The 17,945-nt window shown below is 71.0% G+C and carries 12 protein-coding genes; 8 read left to right on the top strand and 4 right to left on the bottom strand.

Features of this window, described 5'->3' with window-relative positions:
• Positions 1–138: 138 nt before the first annotated feature.
• Positions 139–3,093, bottom strand: coding sequence for an SARP-family global regulator AfsR (afsR, locus tag EF387_RS04180; protein WP_128375100.1), 2,955 nt, complete (start codon positions 3,091–3,093; stop codon positions 139–141).
• 426 nt (positions 3,094–3,519) lie between these two features.
• On the opposite strand from afsR, the gene EF387_RS04185 reads away from it, so the two are divergent.
• The 6 genes from EF387_RS04185 (at position 3,520) to EF387_RS04210 (ending at position 11,008) form a co-directional block, all read left to right on the top strand.
• A complete protein-coding gene (locus EF387_RS04185; RefSeq protein WP_128375101.1) occupies positions 3,520–4,764 on the top strand; it encodes an amidohydrolase family protein in 1,245 nt (414 codons plus the stop codon).
• 41 nt (positions 4,765–4,805) lie between these two features.
• Positions 4,806–5,714 (top strand): LLM class F420-dependent oxidoreductase, encoded by a 909-nt coding sequence (locus EF387_RS04190; RefSeq protein ID WP_128375247.1) that lies wholly within the window; start codon positions 4,806–4,808, stop codon positions 5,712–5,714.
• A gap of 10 nt (positions 5,715–5,724) precedes the next feature.
• Positions 5,725–6,504, top strand: a complete 780-nt coding sequence (locus EF387_RS04195) for an SDR family NAD(P)-dependent oxidoreductase (protein WP_128375102.1) — start codon at positions 5,725–5,727, stop codon at positions 6,502–6,504.
• 144 nt (positions 6,505–6,648) lie between these two features.
• On the top strand, positions 6,649–7,767 hold the full coding sequence (locus EF387_RS04200) for an LLM class flavin-dependent oxidoreductase (RefSeq protein WP_128375103.1): 1,119 nt from the start codon (positions 6,649–6,651) through the stop codon (positions 7,765–7,767).
• Positions 7,768–7,796: 29 nt separating this feature from the next.
• Positions 7,797–9,527, top strand: a complete 1,731-nt coding sequence (locus tag EF387_RS04205) for an N-acyl-D-amino-acid deacylase family protein (protein ID WP_128375104.1) — start codon at positions 7,797–7,799, stop codon at positions 9,525–9,527.
• 5 nt (positions 9,528–9,532) lie between these two features.
• Positions 9,533–11,008 carry an aldehyde dehydrogenase family protein gene (locus EF387_RS04210; protein ID WP_128375105.1) on the top strand — a complete coding sequence of 492 codons (1,476 nt, stop codon included), beginning with the start codon at positions 9,533–9,535 and terminating at the stop codon, positions 11,006–11,008.
• Positions 11,009–11,229: 221 nt separating this feature from the next.
• On the opposite strand, the gene EF387_RS04215 is transcribed toward EF387_RS04210, so the two are convergent.
• From EF387_RS04215 to EF387_RS04230, 3 genes are all read right to left on the bottom strand, one after another.
• A complete protein-coding gene (locus tag EF387_RS04215) occupies positions 11,230–12,234 on the bottom strand; it encodes a terpene synthase family protein (RefSeq protein ID WP_128375106.1) in 1,005 nt (334 codons plus the stop codon).
• Between the two features lie 1,267 nt (positions 12,235–13,501).
• On the bottom strand, positions 13,502–13,897 hold the full coding sequence (locus tag EF387_RS04225; RefSeq protein ID WP_128375107.1) for a nitroreductase family deazaflavin-dependent oxidoreductase: 396 nt from the start codon (positions 13,895–13,897) through the stop codon (positions 13,502–13,504).
• Positions 13,898–14,037: 140 nt separating this feature from the next.
• Positions 14,038–15,606: a CehA/McbA family metallohydrolase gene (locus EF387_RS04230; RefSeq protein ID WP_128375108.1), complete on the bottom strand. Its 1,569-nt coding sequence runs from the start codon at positions 15,604–15,606 to the stop codon at positions 14,038–14,040.
• Between the two features lie 311 nt (positions 15,607–15,917).
• Here EF387_RS04230 and EF387_RS04235 point away from each other — a divergent pair, with 311 nt between their 5' ends.
• Together EF387_RS04235 and EF387_RS04240 are read left to right on the top strand one after the other, a co-directional pair.
• Positions 15,918–16,766 (top strand): TIGR03619 family F420-dependent LLM class oxidoreductase, encoded by an 849-nt coding sequence (locus tag EF387_RS04235; protein WP_128375109.1) that lies wholly within the window; start codon positions 15,918–15,920, stop codon positions 16,764–16,766.
• Between the two features lie 191 nt (positions 16,767–16,957).
• The gene (locus tag EF387_RS04240; protein WP_128375110.1) at positions 16,958–17,923 is read left to right on the top strand and encodes an alpha/beta hydrolase family protein; all 966 of its coding nucleotides are present in this window, start codon (positions 16,958–16,960) and stop codon (positions 17,921–17,923) included.
• Positions 17,924–17,945: the final 22 nt, after the last annotated feature.

Below are 17,945 nucleotides of genomic sequence, written 5' to 3' on the forward strand. Positions count from 1 at the left end.
GGTTGCCGAACGGGCGCCCCAGGGCCGCTTGCGGCGTCCAGCGGCCTGGCGATCCGTCTGCCCCCCGACGCGACGGGTCGATGTGTTGAAGAGTGGCAGCAGGCCATAAACGTTCGATGAACGCCCCTGCGGCCCATCTCAGGCGGCGGTGACCGGCGTGAGCAGCCGGCGCACCCCGTCCGCCTCTGGTGCGTTCAACTGCTCGTACAGGGCGAGGGCTTCGCGCCAGCAGGCACGTGCGCGGTCGGTCTGACCGAGACCGTCGAGCGAACCGCCCAGCGCGGTCAGCACGTTGGCGCGCATACGGTCTCCGCCGATGCAGCCGATCGCGAGCGCCTGTTCGGCGTGCTGAGCCGCCTTCGCCGGACGCCTGCCCGAGAGGTGTGCCTGAGCGATGCGGAAGTGGGTCGTTCCTTCCCAGAGGCGCTGACGGTTCAGCTGGAACATCTGCAGTGCCTCGGTCAGTTCGTCCAGGGCCTCGGAGATCCGTTCGGCCTCGGTGAGAGCGAGACCCAGGGCGTATCTGGCGTTGGCGAGACGCACGGTCAGGCCCATCCGGTCGTAGATGTCGATCCCCTGCTCCGCAAGGGCGATGGCATGGGCGGTGTGCCCCATGGCGAGATGGACGCGGGAGAGGTTGCACAGGGCGCTGGCCTCGAGAGGATGGTTCTCGTCGGCTCGCGATCCCTCGATGGCCGACAGAAGATGCTGCTCTGCGTCGATGTTGCGGCCCTGGATGAACGCGATGATGCCGCGATCATTGCTGACCCAGTACAGGGACGTCGAGTCGCCGACAGCGTCGGAGAGCAGCGCCGCCTGACGGGCCTCGTCGTCCGCCTCGGCGTAACGCCCCGCCACCAGATGGACGTTGGTCAAGGACGTTCGGGCGCGCCCCTCGGCGTAGGAGTCGCCCGCCGCCTGTGAGGCGTCCCGGGCCGCGATCGCCGTGGACTCGTACTGCTTGGAGTTCGCCCCGGACTCACCCAGGTCCTTGGCGGCCCACAGCAGGTCCACCCCCCGGCGCAGTCTCCCGGTGGCGAAGGACTGTCTGGCGCACGCCAGCAGGCAGTTGGCCTCGGAGTACAGCCAGTCGAGGGCCTCCTTGCGGTCGCTGAACCGCAGGCCCGCGTACTGGGTCGGCTCCAGGTGATCCACGAGGCGGTCGCCCGGACGCTCGATCGCGAAGACCTCCGCCGCCGAAGCCAGGTAAAAGTCCAGCAACCGCGACATGGCCGCCTCCCGCTCGCTCGGTGGCTGTTCGTCGCGTTCGGCGCAGGAACGCGCGTAGAGCCGTACGAGGTCGTGGTAGCGGTAGCGGCCGGGGGCCGCCGACTCCAGGAGGGAGGTGTCGACGAGGGACTCCAGGAGGTCTTCCGTGTCCTCCAGGGGAAGGTCGAGTACGGCCGCCGCGGCGGCGAGGGAGATGTCGGGGCCGTCCGCGAGGCCGAGCAGGCGGAAGGCTCGGGCCTGGGCCGGTTCCAACTGGCCGTAGCCCAGTTCGAAGGTCGCCTTCACGGCGAGGTCTCCGGCCTGCAGCTCGTCGAGCCGACGGCGCTCGTCCGCGAGTTTCGCCGCGAGGACCGACACCGTCCAGGTGCGGCGGGCGGCCAGGCGGGAGGCCGCGATGCGGATCGCGAGCGGGAGGAAGCCGCAGGCGGCCACCACGTCCAGTGCCGCCTTCCGCTCGGCCGAGACCCGCTCCTCGCCCACGATCCGGGTGAAGAGCTGCAACGCCTCCTCGGGTGACATCACGTCCAGGTCGACGAGGTGGGCGCCCGCCAGGTCCACCATCCGGACCCGGGAGGTGACCAGGGCGGCGCACCCTTCCGTACCGGGCAGGAGCGGGCGTACCTGCGCCGCGTCCCTGGCGTTGTCCAGCAGGACCAGGACCCGGCGGCCGTCCAGCACCGACCGGTACAGTGCCGCCCGCTCCTCCAGGGAGTCCGGGATCGCGGAGTCGGCCGTTCCGAGGGCGCGCAGGAAGGCCCCGAGCACCGTCTCGGGCTCCGCCGCCCGCGCGCCCGCGCCCTGCAGGTCCACATACAACTGGCCGTCGGGGAAGGCGCCGCGTGCCTGGTGGGCCACGTGCACCGCGAGGGTCGTCTTGCCGACGCCGCCGATGCCCGCGAGGGCCGAGACCGCCATGACCCGGGGCTGGTCCTGCGGCGAGGAGGCCGACGCCAGGACGTCGCTCAGCTCCTTCACGAAAGACTTCCGGCCCGTGAAGTCGGGGACGGTCGCCGGGACCTGGGCGGGGCGGACCGGGGCCGCGGCCGGTTCCACGAGCGGGGCGGACGGTTCCGCCAGCGCCGGGTCCGCCTGGAGGATCCGCTGCTGGAGGTCGCTGAGGCCGGGGCGCGGGTCGACGCCCAGCTCGTCGGCGAGCAGTCGGCGGGTGTCCGCGTACACGGCGAGGGCCTCCGCCTGCCGTCCGGAGCGGTACAGCGCCAGCATCAGCAGTTCCCGGAAGCGTTCCTGGAGGGGGTGCGCGGCGGTCAGCGCCGTCAACTCCGAGACGGACTCCGCGTGGCAGCCCTGCTCCAGGTCCATCTCCAGCCGAGTTTCGAGGAGTTGCAGTCGCCATTCCTCCAGGCGGGTGCGCTGGGCCTCCGCGTAGGGGCCGGGCACGCTCGTCAGCGACTCCCCGTCCCACAGGTCCAGCGCGTGGTTGAGCAACTCGCGGGCCCGGCACAGATCCTGGGAGGCCTTTGCCTTCTCCGCGTCGGAGGCCAGTTCACGGGCCCGTACGAGGTCCAGCGTGGCCCCGGGCGGCAGCCGCAGCGCGTAGCCGCCCGCCTCGCTGGCCAGGACGCCGGGGTCCAGGACCTTCCGCAGCCGGGACGCGTAGGTGCGGACCGCCGCGAGCGCCTGCGAGGGCGGTTCGTCGCCCCAGAGCGCGTCGATCAGTTCGGCGGCGGTCGCCGTGCGGCCCTCGCGCAGCAGCAGGGCCGCCAGCAGGGCGCGTTGCTGCGGGGAGCCCGTCGGCAGAGGCTCCGTTCCGCGCCAGGCGCGTACGGGGCCGAGTACGCCGAAGCGCAGCGCGGCCGATTCCTCGGCGGCACCCTGCCCCGGTCCTCGCGGTACACCGTCCATCGCTGCCCCCAACCGCACCCGTCACTGCAACCAGTGCCCCAACAGGCAACGTTCGCCCCGTCGCGACGCCCGGCACGCCCTCTCGCCGCACCGGCCGAAGCCCAAGTACGTCCAGTACGAGGACTTCCGGCCGGCACTCCCCCAAGCTCTTCGAGCAGGGGGTACCCCCAGAGCACGCACCGGACGCCGTTCCTTGACGGGCAAACGTTGCCTGCCGCGGCACTAGCACAGTTTGCCTTGCGCACGGCGGATGCGTCAGCCGTGGGAGACGGCGATCACAGGTCAACGCGCCGTGCTCACAAGGGCTTGCGTCATTCGGCACGTCCTCCGCACACCTCTGCACGCCGTCCACGCATTCGCGCACCCCGGCGCACCCCGCCTCCCAGGGAGCTGACGGACCGTCAGATGAGCGCTACCGTGCAGAGCATGGAGACCACGGCGACCTTCCCGAAGATCATCTCGGTGGACGACCACACGGTCGAGCCACCCAACGTCTGGCGGGACCGGCTCCCGTCGAAGTACCAGGACATCGGACCCCGGATCGTCCGGGCGCCGCTGAAGGAAATGACCTTTCTGGGCGGCAAGTTCGCCCCGATCATGGGCAGCCCGGGCGACGACGGCCCCATCGGCGACTGGTGGGTCTACGAGGACCTGCACCGCCCGCTGACCCGCCTCGACACCGCCGTCGGCTACGACCGCGACGAGATCAAGCTCGAGGTCATCACCTACGAGCAGATGCGGACGGGGTCCTTCAGCGTCCCGGACCGCCTGGCCGACATGGATGTCAATCATGTCCAGTCCGCACTCTGCTTCCCCACCTTCCCGCGCTTCTGCGGCCAGACCTTCACCGAGGCCAAGGACCGTGAGCTGGGGCTCCTCGGCGTCAGGGCCTACAACGACTGGATGGTGGAGGAGTGGTGCGGCCCCGAGGCCCGGGGGCGGCTGATACCGCTCACCCTCATACCGCTGTGGGACGCCGGGCTGGCGGCCGAGGAGGTACGGCGCAACGCCGCGCGCGGGGTGCGGGCGGTCGCCTTCTCCGAGATCCCCCCGCACCTGGGGCTCCCCTCCATCCACACGGACGCCTGGGATCCGTTCCTCCAGGCCTGCGACGAGACCGGCACCGTCATCGCCATGCACATCGGCTCCAGCAGCAGGATGCCCTCGACCTCGCCGGACGCCCCGCCCGCCGTCGGCTCCACCATCACCTTCGCCAACTGCTGCTTCTCGATGGTCGACTGGCTGATGAGCGGCAAGCTCGAGCGCTTCCCGAACCTGCGGATCATGTACGCCGAGGGGCAGATCGGGTGGATCCCGTACATCCTCGAACGCGCGGACGTGGTGTGGGAGGAGAACCGCGGCTGGGGCGGCGTCGCCGACAAGGTCCACCGGCCGCCGTCCGAGATCTTCGCCGAGCACATCTACGGCTGCTTCTTCGACGATGCCTTCGGCCTGAGGAACCTGGACGCCATCGGGGTCGGCAACGTCCTGTACGAGACCGACTACCCGCACTCGGACTCCACCTGGCCGAAGTCGCGTGAGGTCGGCGAGGCCCAGATGGGGCACCTGGACCCGGACGTCGTCGAGCGGATCGTGCGGGGCAACGCGATCGAGCTGCTGGGGCTCACGGAGGACGGGCTGTGGGCCGGACCGGGCGGGGGTGCCGCTTGAGCCCCCACCGGACGGACCCCGGACCGGCGCTGCGGTACGGGATGCAGCTTCCCGTGCAGTCGCAGAGCACCCTCTACGCGGAGGGCTGGGAGGCGGACGGCGGGCCGGACGACCTCGTCGAGATAGCCCGGGCCGCCGATCACGCCGGGTTCGCGTACCTCGCGAGCTGCGATCACGTCGCGATTCCCCGGCGGCTGGCCCCGGCCATGGGCACCGTCTGGTACGACCCGGTGGCCACGCTGTCCTTCCTCGCGGGGGTGACCGAGCGCGTACGGCTGCTCAGCCATGTCGCCGTCGTCGGCCTGCGGCACCCCCTGCTGACCGCCAAGCAGTACGCGACCCTCGACCACCTGGCGGGCGGGCGGCTCATCCTGGGGGTCGGTGCCGGGCACGTGCCGGAGGAGTTCGAGGCGCTGGGGGTGGACTTCGAGCGCCGCGGGGCCGTGCTCGACGAGTCCATGGAAGCACTGCGGGCGGCGCTCGGGCCGGAGGAGTTCCCCGAGCACCATGGCAAGCTCTACGACTTCGAGGGGCTCGGGCAGCGGCCCCGGCCCGCCCAGCGGACCATCCCCCTCTGGGTCGGCGGCTCCTCGCCCGCGGCCGTACGCCGGGCCGCGCTCAAGGGTGACGGCTGGCTGCCGCAGGGTGACCCGCGTGACCGGCTGCCCGCGCAGATCGCCCGGATCGGGGAGCTTCGGGAGCGCGCGGGTGTCGAGGGCCCCTTCACCGTCGGGGCCATCGCCGAACCGCTCTACGTGGGCGAGCCGGCCTGGGACGTCGGCCGGCGCACGCTCACCGGTGCTCCGGAAGCGCTCGCGGAGTCGCTGCGGGCGTACCGGGCGATGGGCGTGCACCAGATCCAGGTGCGGTTCCGCAGTCGGAGCCGGGCCGAACTCATCGACCAGATCACCGTTTTCGGGGCGGAGGTCGCGCCCCTCCTGAACGCCTGAGGAGACTTCAATGGGCAAGCTCGACGGGCGCGTCGTCATCGTCACCGGGGCGGCGCGCGGGCAGGGCGAGCAGGAGGCGCGGCTGTTCGTGGCGGAAGGCGCCCGGGTCGTCGTCGCCGATGTGATCGACGACCAGGGTGAGGCGCTCGCCAAGGAGTTGGGGGCGCTGTACGTGCACCTCGACGTGAGCCGTGAGGAGGACTGGCGCTCCGCGGTGGCCGCGACGAAGGACGCGTACGGCCGTGTCGACGGGCTGGTCAACAACGCGGGGATCCTGCGCTTCAACTCCCTCGTCGACACACCGCTCGACGAGTTCCAGCGGATCCTCCAGGTCAACCAGGTCGGGGTGTTCCTCGGGATCAAGACCGTGGCTCCCGAGATCGCGGCGGCCGGCGGCGGGACGATCGTGAACACCGCCTCCTACACCGGGCTCACGGGGATGGCGTACGTGGGCGCGTACAGCGCGAGCAAGCACGCGATCATCGGGCTCACCCGGGTGGCCGCGCTGGAGCTGGCCGCGCGGAACATCCGTGTGAACGCGGTCTGCCCGGGGGCGATCGACACGGCCATGAGCAACCCGGCCCTGCTGGACCCGGAGGCCGACTCCGAGAAGGCCGCGCGGGGGATCGACGCCCTGTACCGCAAGGTGGTGCCGCTCGGCCGGATCGGGAAGCCGGAGGAGGTGGCGCGGCTGGTGCTGTTCCTGACCTCGCAGGAGGACTCCGCCTACATCACGGGACAGCCGTTCGTGATCGACGGCGGCTGGCTGGCCGGGGTCAGCATTATCTGACTCAGTGTCAGCTATTGACGGTGCATGCCCGTGGTGCAACAGTCGGCCGCAGATGAATCTGACGATGTGTCAGAAACCTCGGGCGGGCGCTGGAGCGGCCGCTGCGGACGGTCGGACGAAGACTCTCGGGGACGGTGAACCTCCTTGGAATTCGGGCTCTTTGTACAGGGATACGTCGGCAAGCGGGCCGAGACCGACCCGCTCGCGGAGCACAAGGCGCTGATGGAGGAGACCGAGTACGTCATCCAGGCGGACAAGTCCGGCTTCAAGTACGCCTGGGCCTCCGAGCACCACTTCCTGGAGGAGTACTCCCACCTCTCCGCCAACGACGTCTTCCTCGGATACCTGGCACACGCGACCGAGCGGATCCACCTCGGCTCCGGGATCTTCAACCCGCTCGCCCAGGTCAACCACCCGGTCAAGGTCGCCGAGAAGGTCACCATGCTCGACCACCTCAGCGAGGGCCGCTTCGAGTTCGGCAGCGGCCGCGGCGCGGGCAGCCACGAGATCCTCGGCTTCCTCCCCGGCATCACCGACATGAACTTCACGAAGGAGATCTGGGAGGAGACCATCGCGGAGTTCCCCAAGATGTGGCTCCAGGACGAGTACCAGGGCTTCCAGGGCAAGCACTGGTCGCTCCCGCCGCGCAAGGTGCTCCCCAAGCCGTACGGGAAGTCCCACCCGGCGATGTGGTACGCGGCCGGCTCCCCGCCCTCGTACGCGATGGCCGCGCGCAAGGGACTCGGGGTGCTCGGGTTTAGTGTGCAGAAGGTCTCCGACATGGAATGGGTGCTGGAGCAGTACAAGACCGCGATCGTCGACGCCGAGCCCATCGGGGACTTCGTCAACGACAACGTGATGGTGACCTCGACCGCCATCTGCGCGCCGACGCACGCGGAGGCGGTCCGGATCGCCGTCGGCGGCGGGCTGCACTACCTGGCGTCGCTGCTCTTCCGTTACCACGACACCTTCCCGCGCCCCGAGGGCTTCCCCGTCTGGCCCGAGACGCTCCCCGAGTACTCCGAGGAGATCATCGAACTCATGATCGCCGAGGAGCTGCTGATCTGCGGCGACCCGGACGAGGTGCTCACCCAGTGCAAGCGCTGGGAGCAGGCGGGCGCCGACCAGCTGAGCTTCGGCCTGCCGGTCGGGATCTCCCGGGAGGACACGCTCCAGACGATCCGGCTGGTCGGCGAGCACGTCATCCCGAAGATCGACACCGACCCGGTGCACCGTACGACCCGTTTCCGCCAGGCCGCCTGAGCCTGCTTCCAGACAGGGGGTACGCCGCCATGCTCGACCATCTGATCAAGGGCGCGACCGTCGTGGACGGCACCGGCGCGCCCGCCTTCACCGCCGACGTGGGGATACGCGACGGCCGGATCGCCGCCGTCGGGAAGATCACCGAGGAGGCCCGGACCACCGAGGACGCGGCCGGACTCGTCCTCGCCCCCGGCTTCGTCGACCCGCACACCCACTACGACGCCCAGCTGTTCTGGGACCCGTACGCGACCCCGTCGCTGAACCACGGCGTGACGACGGTCGCCGGCGGCAACTGCGGCTTCACGCTGGCGCCGCTCAACCCGGAGCGGCCCGAGGACGCCGACTACACCCGGCGGATGATGTCCAAGGTGGAGGGGATGTCCCTGGTCGCCCTGGAGGAGGGCGCGCCCTGGAACTGGCACTCCTTCGGCGACTACCTCGACGCCCTGGAGGGCCGGATCGCCGTCAACGCCGGCTTCATGGTGGGGCACTGCGCGCTGCGCCGCCACGTCATGGGACCGGACGCGGTCGGCGGGCAGCCCACTCCGGAGCAACTCGACGCGATGGTACGGCTGTTGCGCGAGTCGATGGACGCGGGCGCCTGGGGTCTGTCCACCACCCAGTCGACCTCGCACTCCGACGGCGACGGCAAACCGGTCGCCTCCCGGCACGCCGGGCCCGCCGAACTCATCGCTCTCTCCCGGGCCGTCGGCGAACACGAGGGAACCCAGATCGAAGCCATCGTGGCCGGCTGCCTCGACCAGTTCAGCGACGACGAGATCGACCTCTTCGTCGAGATGACCGCGGCGGCCGGCCGGCCCCTGAACTGGAACGTCCTGACGATCGACGCCGCGGTCCCCGAACGCGTGCCCCGCCAGCTCACCGCAAGTGAACGCGCCCGCAAGGCCGGTGGCCGGATCGTCGCCCTCACCATGCCGATCCTCACCCCCATGAACATGTCGCTGGGCACCTTCTGCGCGCTCAACCTCATCCCCGGCTGGGGGCCGATCCTGGCCCTGCCGGTGCCCGAGCGGATCGCGAAACTCCGCGACCCCGCGGTACGCGCCGAGATGCTGCGACGCGCCGACTCCAAGGAGGCGGGAGTCTTCCGGCGCCTGGCGGACTTCGGACGGTACGTCATCGGCGACACCTACAGCGCGGCCAACGAGGGCCTGACCGGACGGGTGGTGAAGGACATCGCCGCCGAACGCGGCCAGGACCCCTTCGCATGCCTGGTGGAGATCTGCGCGGCGGACGACCTGCGCACCGTGCTGTGGCCGATGCCCCCAGACAACGACCCCGACTCCTGGGCCCTGCGGGCCGAGACCTGGCGGCACGAGGACGTCATGCTCGGCGGCTCGGACGCCGGCGCCCATCTCGACCGGATGTGCGGGGCCCCCTACACGACCCGCTTCCTCGGGGACTGTCTGCGTGGGCGGAAGCTGGTTCCGCTGGAGCAGGCGGTGAAGATGCTCACCGACGACCCCGCCCGGCTGTTCGGTCTGCGCGACCGCGGACACGTGCAGGAGGGCTTTCATGCGGACCTCGTCCTCTTCGACCCGGAGCGGATCGACGCCGGAAAGGCCACCCTGGTGCACGACCTGCCGGGAGACAGCCCACGGCTGGACTCCAAGGCCATCGGCGTACGGGCCGTGTGGGTCAACGGCGTCGAGGCGATCCGGGACGACGTGGTGACCGGCGCCGTACCGGGCCGCGTGCTGCGCTCCGGACGGGACACGCGCACGGTGAGCACGAGGTGAGTCCCGTGGCGCCCGGACGCGGCGACGGCCGCCCCGAGGGGCAGCGGCTGTTCATCGGGGGCTCGTGGACCGAGCCCGACGGCGGGCACTACGAGGTGATCGACCCGGCGAGCGAGGCCGTCGTCGGGTGGGCACCGGAGGCCTCGCGGGAGCAGGTGCACGCCGCCGCGGCGGCGGCCCGCGAGGCCTTCGGCCCGTGGTCGCGGACCCCGCCCGAGGAGCGGGCCGCCGTCCTCGCCCGCGCGGCCGACATCATCCAGCGGAACCTGGTTCCCTACGCCGAACTCGCCCAGGCCGAGACCGGGGCGACCACCGGGACGGCACGCGGCATGCAGGTCGGCGTCGGCGCGGCCCGGTTCCGCCGGTACGCGCGCGTGGAACCCGTCGAGCAGCCGCTGCCGCCGCAGATCAACGAGGCCGGGCCGTTCGGCGCGGCCGCCGTGATGGGCGCCCTGGCGGTCCGCCGGCCGGTCGGCGTGGTCACCTGTATCACCTCGTACAACAACCCCTGGGCGAACCCGGCCGGCAAGGTCGCACCGGCGCTGGCGATGGGCAACACGGTGGTGGTGAAACCCGCCCCCCAGAACCCGCTCTCCGTCTACAGCATGGCGGAGGCGCTTCAGGAGGCGGGCGCACCGCCCGGAGTGGTGAACGTGGTGAGCGGTTCACGCCCGGAGGCCGGCGAGGCGGCGGTGGACTCGCCCGACGTCGACATGGTCAGCTTCACCGGCTCCACGGCCGTGGGGCAGCGCATCGCCGAGGTGTGCGGCCGGGGCATGAAACGGCAGTTGATGGAACTGGGCGGCAAGGGGGCGGCGGTCGTCTTCGACGACGCCGACCTCGCGTCCGCCGTACGCGGCATCGGCACCACGTTCTCCTTCTACAGCGGGCAGATCTGCACGGCGCCGACCAGGGTGATCGCGCAGCGCGGGGTGTACGAGCGGCTGGTCGAGCAACTGGCGGCTTACGCCGGATACTTGAAGATCGGCGACCCGCGCGAGCCGGGCACGGTGGTGGGTCCGGTGATCTCCGCGGCGCACCGCGACCGGGTGGAGTCGTACGTCGAACTCGGCCGCAAGGAAGGCGCGCACGTGGTCACGGGCGGCGAACGGCCGCCGTACGAACGCGGGTTCTACGTCGCCCCTACGCTCCTCGCCGAGTGCACCGCCGATATGCGGGTGGTCCGCGAGGAGATCTTCGGCCCGGTCGTGGTGGTGCTCCCGTTCTCCGACGAGGAGGAGGCCGTGCAACTCGCCAACGACAGCGACTACGGCCTGATCGACTACGTCTGGTCCGGCGACGTGGCCCGCGCCTTCCGTGTCGCGGGCCGGCTGCGCGCCGGCGGGGTGGGAGTCAACACCGTCGGCCGCAACATGGAGGCGCCCTTCGGGGGCTTCAAGAAGAGCGGGGTGGGGCGGGACGTGGGCTCGTACGCCCTGCACGCGTACAGCGAACTCCAGTCGATCGTCTGGCCCGGCTGACGGGGGACCCCGGATCACCGGACCGCCGCCCGGCCCCGAGGGCTCCGTGAGGCCCGGGCCCGGCTGGTGGTCGGGCGCCGGTGCTTGTCGGATCGGTTGCTTGTCGGGTTCGGGGGCTCCGTCTGGGTGGGCTGGGCTGTTGGGCGGGTCCAGGGGCTCCGTCTGGGGCGGGGCCCGGCTGTTGGTCGGGCCCGGGTGCTTGTCGGTTCTTTGTGGCTCCGTCAGGTTCGGCTGCGAGTCAGGTCCTCCACGTGGGCGAGTGCCGAACCGGGCCGGCTGTACTCGGCGCGGTAGCGCGGTGTGACGTTGCCCCAGGCGTCGTAGCCACGCAGGCTCGCCTTGAGGGCGTCCACGTAGGCGGTGACGCTGCGGCGGTGCTCGGCAGGGCCGAGGGCGTCCACGATGCGTGGTATTTCGCGCTCCAGTTCGGCGAAACGGGCCAGCAGCCGTTCTCCCTCAGCACGGACGTGCGCCACCGCGGCGTCGGTGGGCAGCCGCCGGGTGCGGCCGGCGGCTTGGATGAAGTTGTTGGTCTCGCCGAGGGCCGACTCCTTCTCGAACGAGTGCAGGTCGTTGCTCATGGCCAGCACGTCACAGATGATCTGGCGCATCACCTGGAGGTGAGGGTGGGCCAGGGCCTCCTCCGGCACCTCGAAGTGACCGAACCGCTCGCACAGGTCGGTGGAGGTCTGGGCGCCCACGCTGTAGCGGCGCCCAGCCAGATACGTGTCCCATTGGTGCGCTGTACCGAGGTGCCGGTCGACGGCCTCGGAGACGTACCCGTAGAAGTAGTCGCGCCAGTTCCGTCCGAAGCGCTCACGCCACAGCGGGGACATTCCCTCCGTCGCCCGGCGCCAGAGATCGGAGAAAGCGGTGACGATCGGCACGTGTAAACGCCGGTGTGCGATCCCGCGGGTGACCTCCACCAAATCCCCTATGACGCGCCTGACCTCGGCGACCGACCTTCCCAACTCGGCGTCGAACTGGTCGTCGAAGAAGTAGTAGAAGGTCATGAAGTCCACCGCCAGCTCGATGTCCTCGCCGGCGGCGTACGGCCAGTAGAAACCGGCCTGCTCCGGCAGCAGCAGCGCCTCCCAGTAGGCCGCGGCCGCGTCGCCGGTCACCATCCCCGTCTCGCGGGCCCAGACCGGTCCGTGCTGCCGGGCCCTTTCCAGATCGGGGCTGACACGGTGGGGAAACGGAATGTTGAGCCTGGAGTTCGCCATGTCCTTTTCCTCTTTTTGCCGTCCGCTGGTACCGGGAGAAGCTCGGGAGCCTTGAGGAATGACGTGCTGGGGGAAAGGTGTGCGACCGAAGGTGTGCGACCGGCCCGCAGCGGCGCACGGGCCCGCAGCGGCGCACCGGCCCGGTCGTGCCCGAGGCCGACGTCATCTGATCCGGGCCGGCCCGCAACCGGGACGTGTTCCCGCCAGGGGAGGCGGCGCGGGGCGTCCGGTCACGGCGGGCATCGCAGCCATGACGGACACGAGGGCTCGGCAGCCGTCGGCGGCGCGGGGACCCTGGCGCCCCCGGCGCCGGCCCCGGCCCTGGTGGGCCCGGCGGACGCCCTGGCCCTGGCGGCCCCGGTGGACGTCCCGGCCCCGGTGGCCCTGGCGACCCCGGTGGACGTCCCGGCCCCGGTGGCCCTGGCGGTCACCCTGGCCCTGGTGGTTCCGGCGGTACTGGCAGGCATGGCTGGAACGGTGTCCGGGACGGTCACCTGGGCCCTCCTCAGCCGAGATCCCTACATCACAGCCCCGCTCCATGCCTGGACGCACGATCCCCGCGCGGCGGCGCCCATCCATGGCATGTTCCCAGTGCACATGCGTCGGCCGGGAAGTGAGGGCGCTTGTGTGCCGGTGACGACTCGGACAGCGCGTGCCGCACCGTCAACCGCCCCCCGGCCGTACCCGCTGCAGGTTCCACCCAACCCGCCCGACGAGGCCGAAACAAGCCGTTCCAGGGGGCGCATTGACCGACGAGGGCGCAGTCGGTCGCTCCTGCATATGTCCGAGGCAAGCCGCAAGCCCGTGTGCGCCCCACGATGCTCCAGCTCAGCCCGGCCAGCTCAGTAGCTGTTGTCGTTCCGATCTTGAGGGTTGTATGTCGAGGGGGAGTATCGATCGGGTGGTTGCCGCCGGCTGCGGGCATGTCGGCTCACGATGGGTCTGCCTACTGGAGCAGTTCGATGTGGGGATGGGACGGGTCGGCCGGGCAGGCGCGGCGGGCCACAGCAGCGGCCCGCCCACCTCGGCGGGTTCCAGGCCCCGGGTGAAGGTGACGCACATCTGGTCTACCGCCCAGTCGAGCGCGGCTGCCGTCATGTCCTGACTCCGTCCTGTGACCGGCACCGTCTGCCGGATCGTGTCTGCCGGGCTCCCCGCAGCGCACCGCGGGGAGCCCGGTTCATGGTGCCTGGTTCAGGCGCCGGCGCCTCAGATCGATTCATCCGGCTCCTCGGATCGTTGCACCCGGCTCCTCGGATCGGTCCGCTCAGCTCGTCAAATCCACCCGGACGGTCAGCAGTTGGGTACCGAACGCTTGGACGGCCGTGCTGTTCAGGCGGGGCAGAGTTCTCAGGCGGGCTCGGGCGTCGTCCTCGGGGAGGAGATGAGCAGTGCCGGAGTGCCAGCGACCCCGGATGCGTACCCTCACCCGCGGGTCCGCCTGGATGTTGCGTATGTACTGGGACTTTTCGCCGTACTCGGAGACCAGCCAGAACGAGTCGCCGATGCGGCGACCGCCGACCGGCGTCCGGCGCGGCAGCCCGGAACTTCGCCCGGTGGTCTCCAGGAGGATCTGCAAGGGCAGCCGTCGGGTGATCGGGTTGGCGATCCGCCGCTGGAACGTAGTAATGGCCCGGTACTTGACTTCGTCGAAGCGCGACATGTGCTCTCCCGTCCGTTGCCGGTGAAGCTACAGGGCCGGTAACAGAGCGCGGCCCCGGGCCACCACCTCACGAACTCGCTCACCCGCGTCCCTCCCCCTGCCGTCGCGCCCGAGCGGGATTCCCGCCCGGGTCGCTCCGCCTACCCGCCCAGGAAGACCGGGTTGGTGAACGCCGCCAACGCCCCCGGCAGGGACGAGATCGCCGCCTCGTGGCGCAGCTCCGCGCGCACGTACGCCGCGTACGACGCCGTCGTGCGCCACTCCACGGTCGCCGCGCCCGACACCGGGATGACCTCGCTCGTGAAGAGCAGGCCCTGGTCCGTGACGAAACGCGCGGTGCAGCGCGGGGCGCCCGTCACCTCCAGACGGACCGTCACCGGCGCTTCCCGGTCGACGGGCAGCCGCTCGCCGATGCCCGCGTGCTCGCCCCGGGGACCCGACGCGGTGAAGGAGACCGAGACCGAGCGAGACTCGGCCACGTACGAGCGGCCCGCCTTCAGGCCCTCCTGGATCGCCTCGCGGGTCAGGTCGTCCGCCAGGACCACTGTCTGCGGGGCGCCCACCGGGTCGGGGGCGCGGTGCGCGTCGCTGTTGCCCATCGCGGGCAGCCAGTCGCGCCGCCCCGAACGAACCGCCGCCACCAGCAGGTTGTCCCACTCCGCCAGCGACACCTCGTCGTCCGGCGTGTACGGGCCGTTCCACACCTCGACCGCGTCCGCCTCCCCGAAGCCGAACTTCCAGCCACAGCCGATGCAGGTGGCGTGCGGATGCGCGGGTACGACGAGACCGCCCGCCGAGCGGATCTTCTGCGCGTACTTGCCGAAGCGGTTGTCGCGGGCGCGGTAGCGCCAGTCGATGAAGGTTCCCGGGGCCGTGCCGAGCGCCAGCACGTGACCGTTCCGGGTCGTCACCTCCTCGCCCAGCATGACCAGCAGGTCGTCGCCCGCGACGTCCGCCCAGTGCGCATGCGAGGAGTGCGTGTTGTGCTCGGAGGTGTTGATGAAGTCGAGGCCGGCGGCCCGGGCGAGGGCCCCGATCTCGGCCGGGGTGCGGCGGCCGTCCGAGTGCCAGGAGTGCAGATGGCAGTCGCCGCGGTACCAGGCCCGGCCGCGGCCCTTCGCCCGCTCGGGCGGGTGGACCGGTTGCGGTGTGGGCGCGGTCTCCCCGTACGTGAGCGTGATCGTCACCTCGTACGGCAGTCCCTGCGGCGCCACCGTGTACGGGCCGAGCGCGATGTGCCAGGTGCCCTCGCGGACCGGGCCCGGGATGTAGCCGGGGGTGGCGTCGTCCGCGCTGATGAAGAACTCCGTGCGGGCCCCGCCCGACCAGCCGCGGAAACCCCGTCCGCCGAGTTCGGTCCCGCGCTGGTCGAAGATGCCGATGTCCAGGGCGTTGCCCGGGGTGCCGGCCGGGACGGACGGCTTGTCGTAGGTGTACGCGACGTGGATCTCCCGGACGCCGTCCGGGACCTCGACCGGCAGGTACACGAAGTCCGGGGCGCCGGGGGGCAGTGTGCCGCGCACCGTTCTCGTCTCCCGGCCGGAGCCGTCGCCCGCCTCACCGCCGGACCGGCCGCCGGGCTCGTTCTCGGACGGGGATCCGGCGCCGCCCGCGCCGCTCGCGAAGCTCACAGTGCCCAACGTAAGCGCCGCGGTGGCTCCCGTCACGAACAGGGCGCGTCTGCGGATCCCGGTCTCGTCCTCGCACATGCTGCTGCTCCTGGGGGGTGGGTGTGATGCGTGTGGCCGTGGTACAGCGTCGTACGGGGTCGTGAACGCGCGTGTACGGCAAGGGAATCGGCACCTTTCCGGAGTGGGTGGGAAACCTCCGGGACTGCCTTCGGGACTGCCCTCGGGACTGCCTCCGGGACTGCCTCCGGGACTGCCTCGGGGCCTGCCCTCCCGGGCCTGTGCTCCCTCATGTCAGTCCGACTGGTCGGTATGGACATTGGAGCCCGCTCCAGGTAGGAAGAAGAACCACGTCGAGGCGCCCGTCAGGAGCCCCATCGGAAAGGCCGCCCATGCGCATAGCCGTCACGATCTTCCTCACCGACGAGACGATCGCCCCGTCGCGGCTCGCACGCGAGCTGGAGCAGCGCGGCTTCGCCGGCCTGTATCTGCCGGAGCACACCCACATCCCCGTCGAACGCACCACCCCGTACCCCGCCGGAGGGGAACTGCCGCGGGAGTACGGCCGTACCCTCGACCCCTTCGTCGCCCTCGGTCAGGCGGCCGCCGTCACCGAGCGGCTGGGCCTCGGCACCGGCATCACCCTCGTCGCCCAGCACGACCCCATCGACCTCGCCAAGCAGGTCGCCACCCTCGACCACCTCTCCGGCGGTCGTTTCACGCTCGGTGTCGGCTACGGCTGGAACGTCGAGGAGGCCGCCGACCACGGTGTCGACTGGCGCGTGCGGCGTGAGTCGGTCCGGGAGCGGCTGGCGTTGATGCGGGCGCTGTGGGCGGAGGAACCGACCGCCTACGAGGGTCCGTCCGGGCTCTCCGTACGGGCCAGCCACGCCCATCCCAAGCCCGCGCAGAAGCCACGGGGGCCGGTGGTGGGGCCGCGCACGCTGATCGGCGGCGCGGCAGGGCCGAAACTCTTCGCGCACATCAGCGAGTACGCGGACGGCTGGCTGCCGATCGGCGGGCGCGGTCTGACGGAGTCACTGCCCGTGCTGCGCGCCGCCTGGGCGGAGGCGGACCGCGACCCGTCCGCGCTCCAGGTCGTGCCCTACGCCGTGGTACCCAGCCCCGGCAAGCTGTCCCACTACGCGGACCTCGGGATCGAGGAGGTCGTCCTTCAGTTGCCTCCGGCGGGGGAGGAGGAGGTCCTGCGGGTGCTGGACGAGTACGCGCGGTACCTGTGAGTGCCCCTGGTCCAACGGTCGTTGACAAAGCGGAACGCTGATCCGTATCGTATCGGAACAGCGTTCCGCTTTTGTGCGTGGCTGAAGCCGAGCGCTCTTCGGACAACGCCGCCCTTTCCTTGCCGCCGCCCGAACGAGCCCGGCGGAAAAGGCCATTGAGCGGAAAAGACCATTGAATGGACATGTGCATCATGACTGAATCGACGAACGCCGCCGACGCTTTCACCTCCCCCTCCCCCGCCCCCGTCCTCTCGGTCGCTCCGGTGGTGCTCCCGGCTCCCGACCGGGCAGTGGACCTGGAAATGAGGGTCTCCGCGCCCGTGACCGGGAGCGACCTTCCGGTCATCCTCCTCTCGCACGGTCAGGGCTATTCCAACCACCTCTCCTCGCTGAACGGTTACGCTCCCCTCGCCAACTTCTGGGCGGCGCAAGGATTCGTGGTGATCCAGCCGACCCACCTGAGCTCGAGGACGCTGAGCCTGGACCCCGGCAGCCCTGAGGCGCCGTTGTACTGGCGGTCGCGGGCCGAGGACATGACGCACGTCCTGGACCGGCTCGACGAGATCGAGGCCGCCGTCCCGCAGCTTCTCGGGCGCCTGGACAGGAGCAGCGTCGCCGTGGCGGGGCACTCGATGGGCGGGCACACCGCGAGCCTGCTGCTGGGAGCCCGGCTCACCGATCCGGACGACGGAACCGAAGTGAACCTGGCCGAGCCCCGGATCAAAGCGGGCGTCCTGCTCGCCGCGCCCGGCAGGGGCGGTGACGCCCTGACCCCGTCCGTGGTCGAGAACTGGCCGTTCTTCCTGACCACCGACTTCTCCCGGATGGCGACGCCCACCCTCGTGGTCGCCGGCGACAAGGACGACTCCGCCCACCTGACGGTCAACGGCCCGGACTGGCACGCCGATCCGTACTTCCTCTCCCCGGGCCCCAAGTCCCTGGTCACCCTGTTCGACGCGGGGCACGGGCTCGGCGGGGTCTCCGGATACGACGTCGCCGAGACCACGGACGAGAACCCCGAGCGGGTGGCCGTGATCCAGCACCTCACCAGCGCCTATCTCCGCACCGCGCTCTACCCGGGCGATCCCGCCTGGCAGGCGGCGTGTGACGCGCTGACGGGCGCGCCCAGTCCGCTCGGACGGGTCGAATCCAAGTAGGCGAAGGAGCGCCACCGACGCC

It is taken from the genome of Streptomyces cavernae, from assembly GCF_004023625.1.
GTDB lineage: Bacteria > Actinomycetota > Actinomycetes > Streptomycetales > Streptomycetaceae > Streptomyces > Streptomyces cavernae.

Excerpts from the sequence above, each read along its gene's own strand:
- EF387_RS04185 (WP_128375101.1), top strand. The coding sequence starts at position 3,520 with ATGGAGACCACGGCGACCTTCCCGAAGATCATCTCGGTGGACGACCAC.
- EF387_RS04205 (WP_128375104.1), top strand. The coding sequence starts at position 7,797 with ATGCTCGACCATCTGATCAAGGGCGCGACCGTCGTGGACGGCACCGGC.
- EF387_RS04225 (WP_128375107.1), bottom strand. The coding sequence starts at position 13,897 with ATGTCGCGCTTCGACGAAGTCAAGTACCGGGCCATTACTACGTTCCAG.
- EF387_RS04215 (WP_128375106.1), bottom strand. The coding sequence starts at position 12,234 with ATGGCGAACTCCAGGCTCAACATTCCGTTTCCCCACCGTGTCAGCCCC.
- EF387_RS04190 (WP_128375247.1), top strand. The coding sequence starts at position 4,806 with ATGCAGCTTCCCGTGCAGTCGCAGAGCACCCTCTACGCGGAGGGCTGG.
- EF387_RS04230 (WP_128375108.1), bottom strand. The coding sequence starts at position 15,606 with ATGTGCGAGGACGAGACCGGGATCCGCAGACGCGCCCTGTTCGTGACG.
- afsR (WP_128375100.1), bottom strand. The coding sequence starts at position 3,093 with ATGGACGGTGTACCGCGAGGACCGGGGCAGGGTGCCGCCGAGGAATCG.
- EF387_RS04235 (WP_128375109.1), top strand. The coding sequence starts at position 15,918 with ATGCGCATAGCCGTCACGATCTTCCTCACCGACGAGACGATCGCCCCG.
- EF387_RS04195 (WP_128375102.1), top strand. The coding sequence starts at position 5,725 with ATGGGCAAGCTCGACGGGCGCGTCGTCATCGTCACCGGGGCGGCGCGC.
- EF387_RS04240 (WP_128375110.1), top strand. The coding sequence starts at position 16,958 with ATGACTGAATCGACGAACGCCGCCGACGCTTTCACCTCCCCCTCCCCC.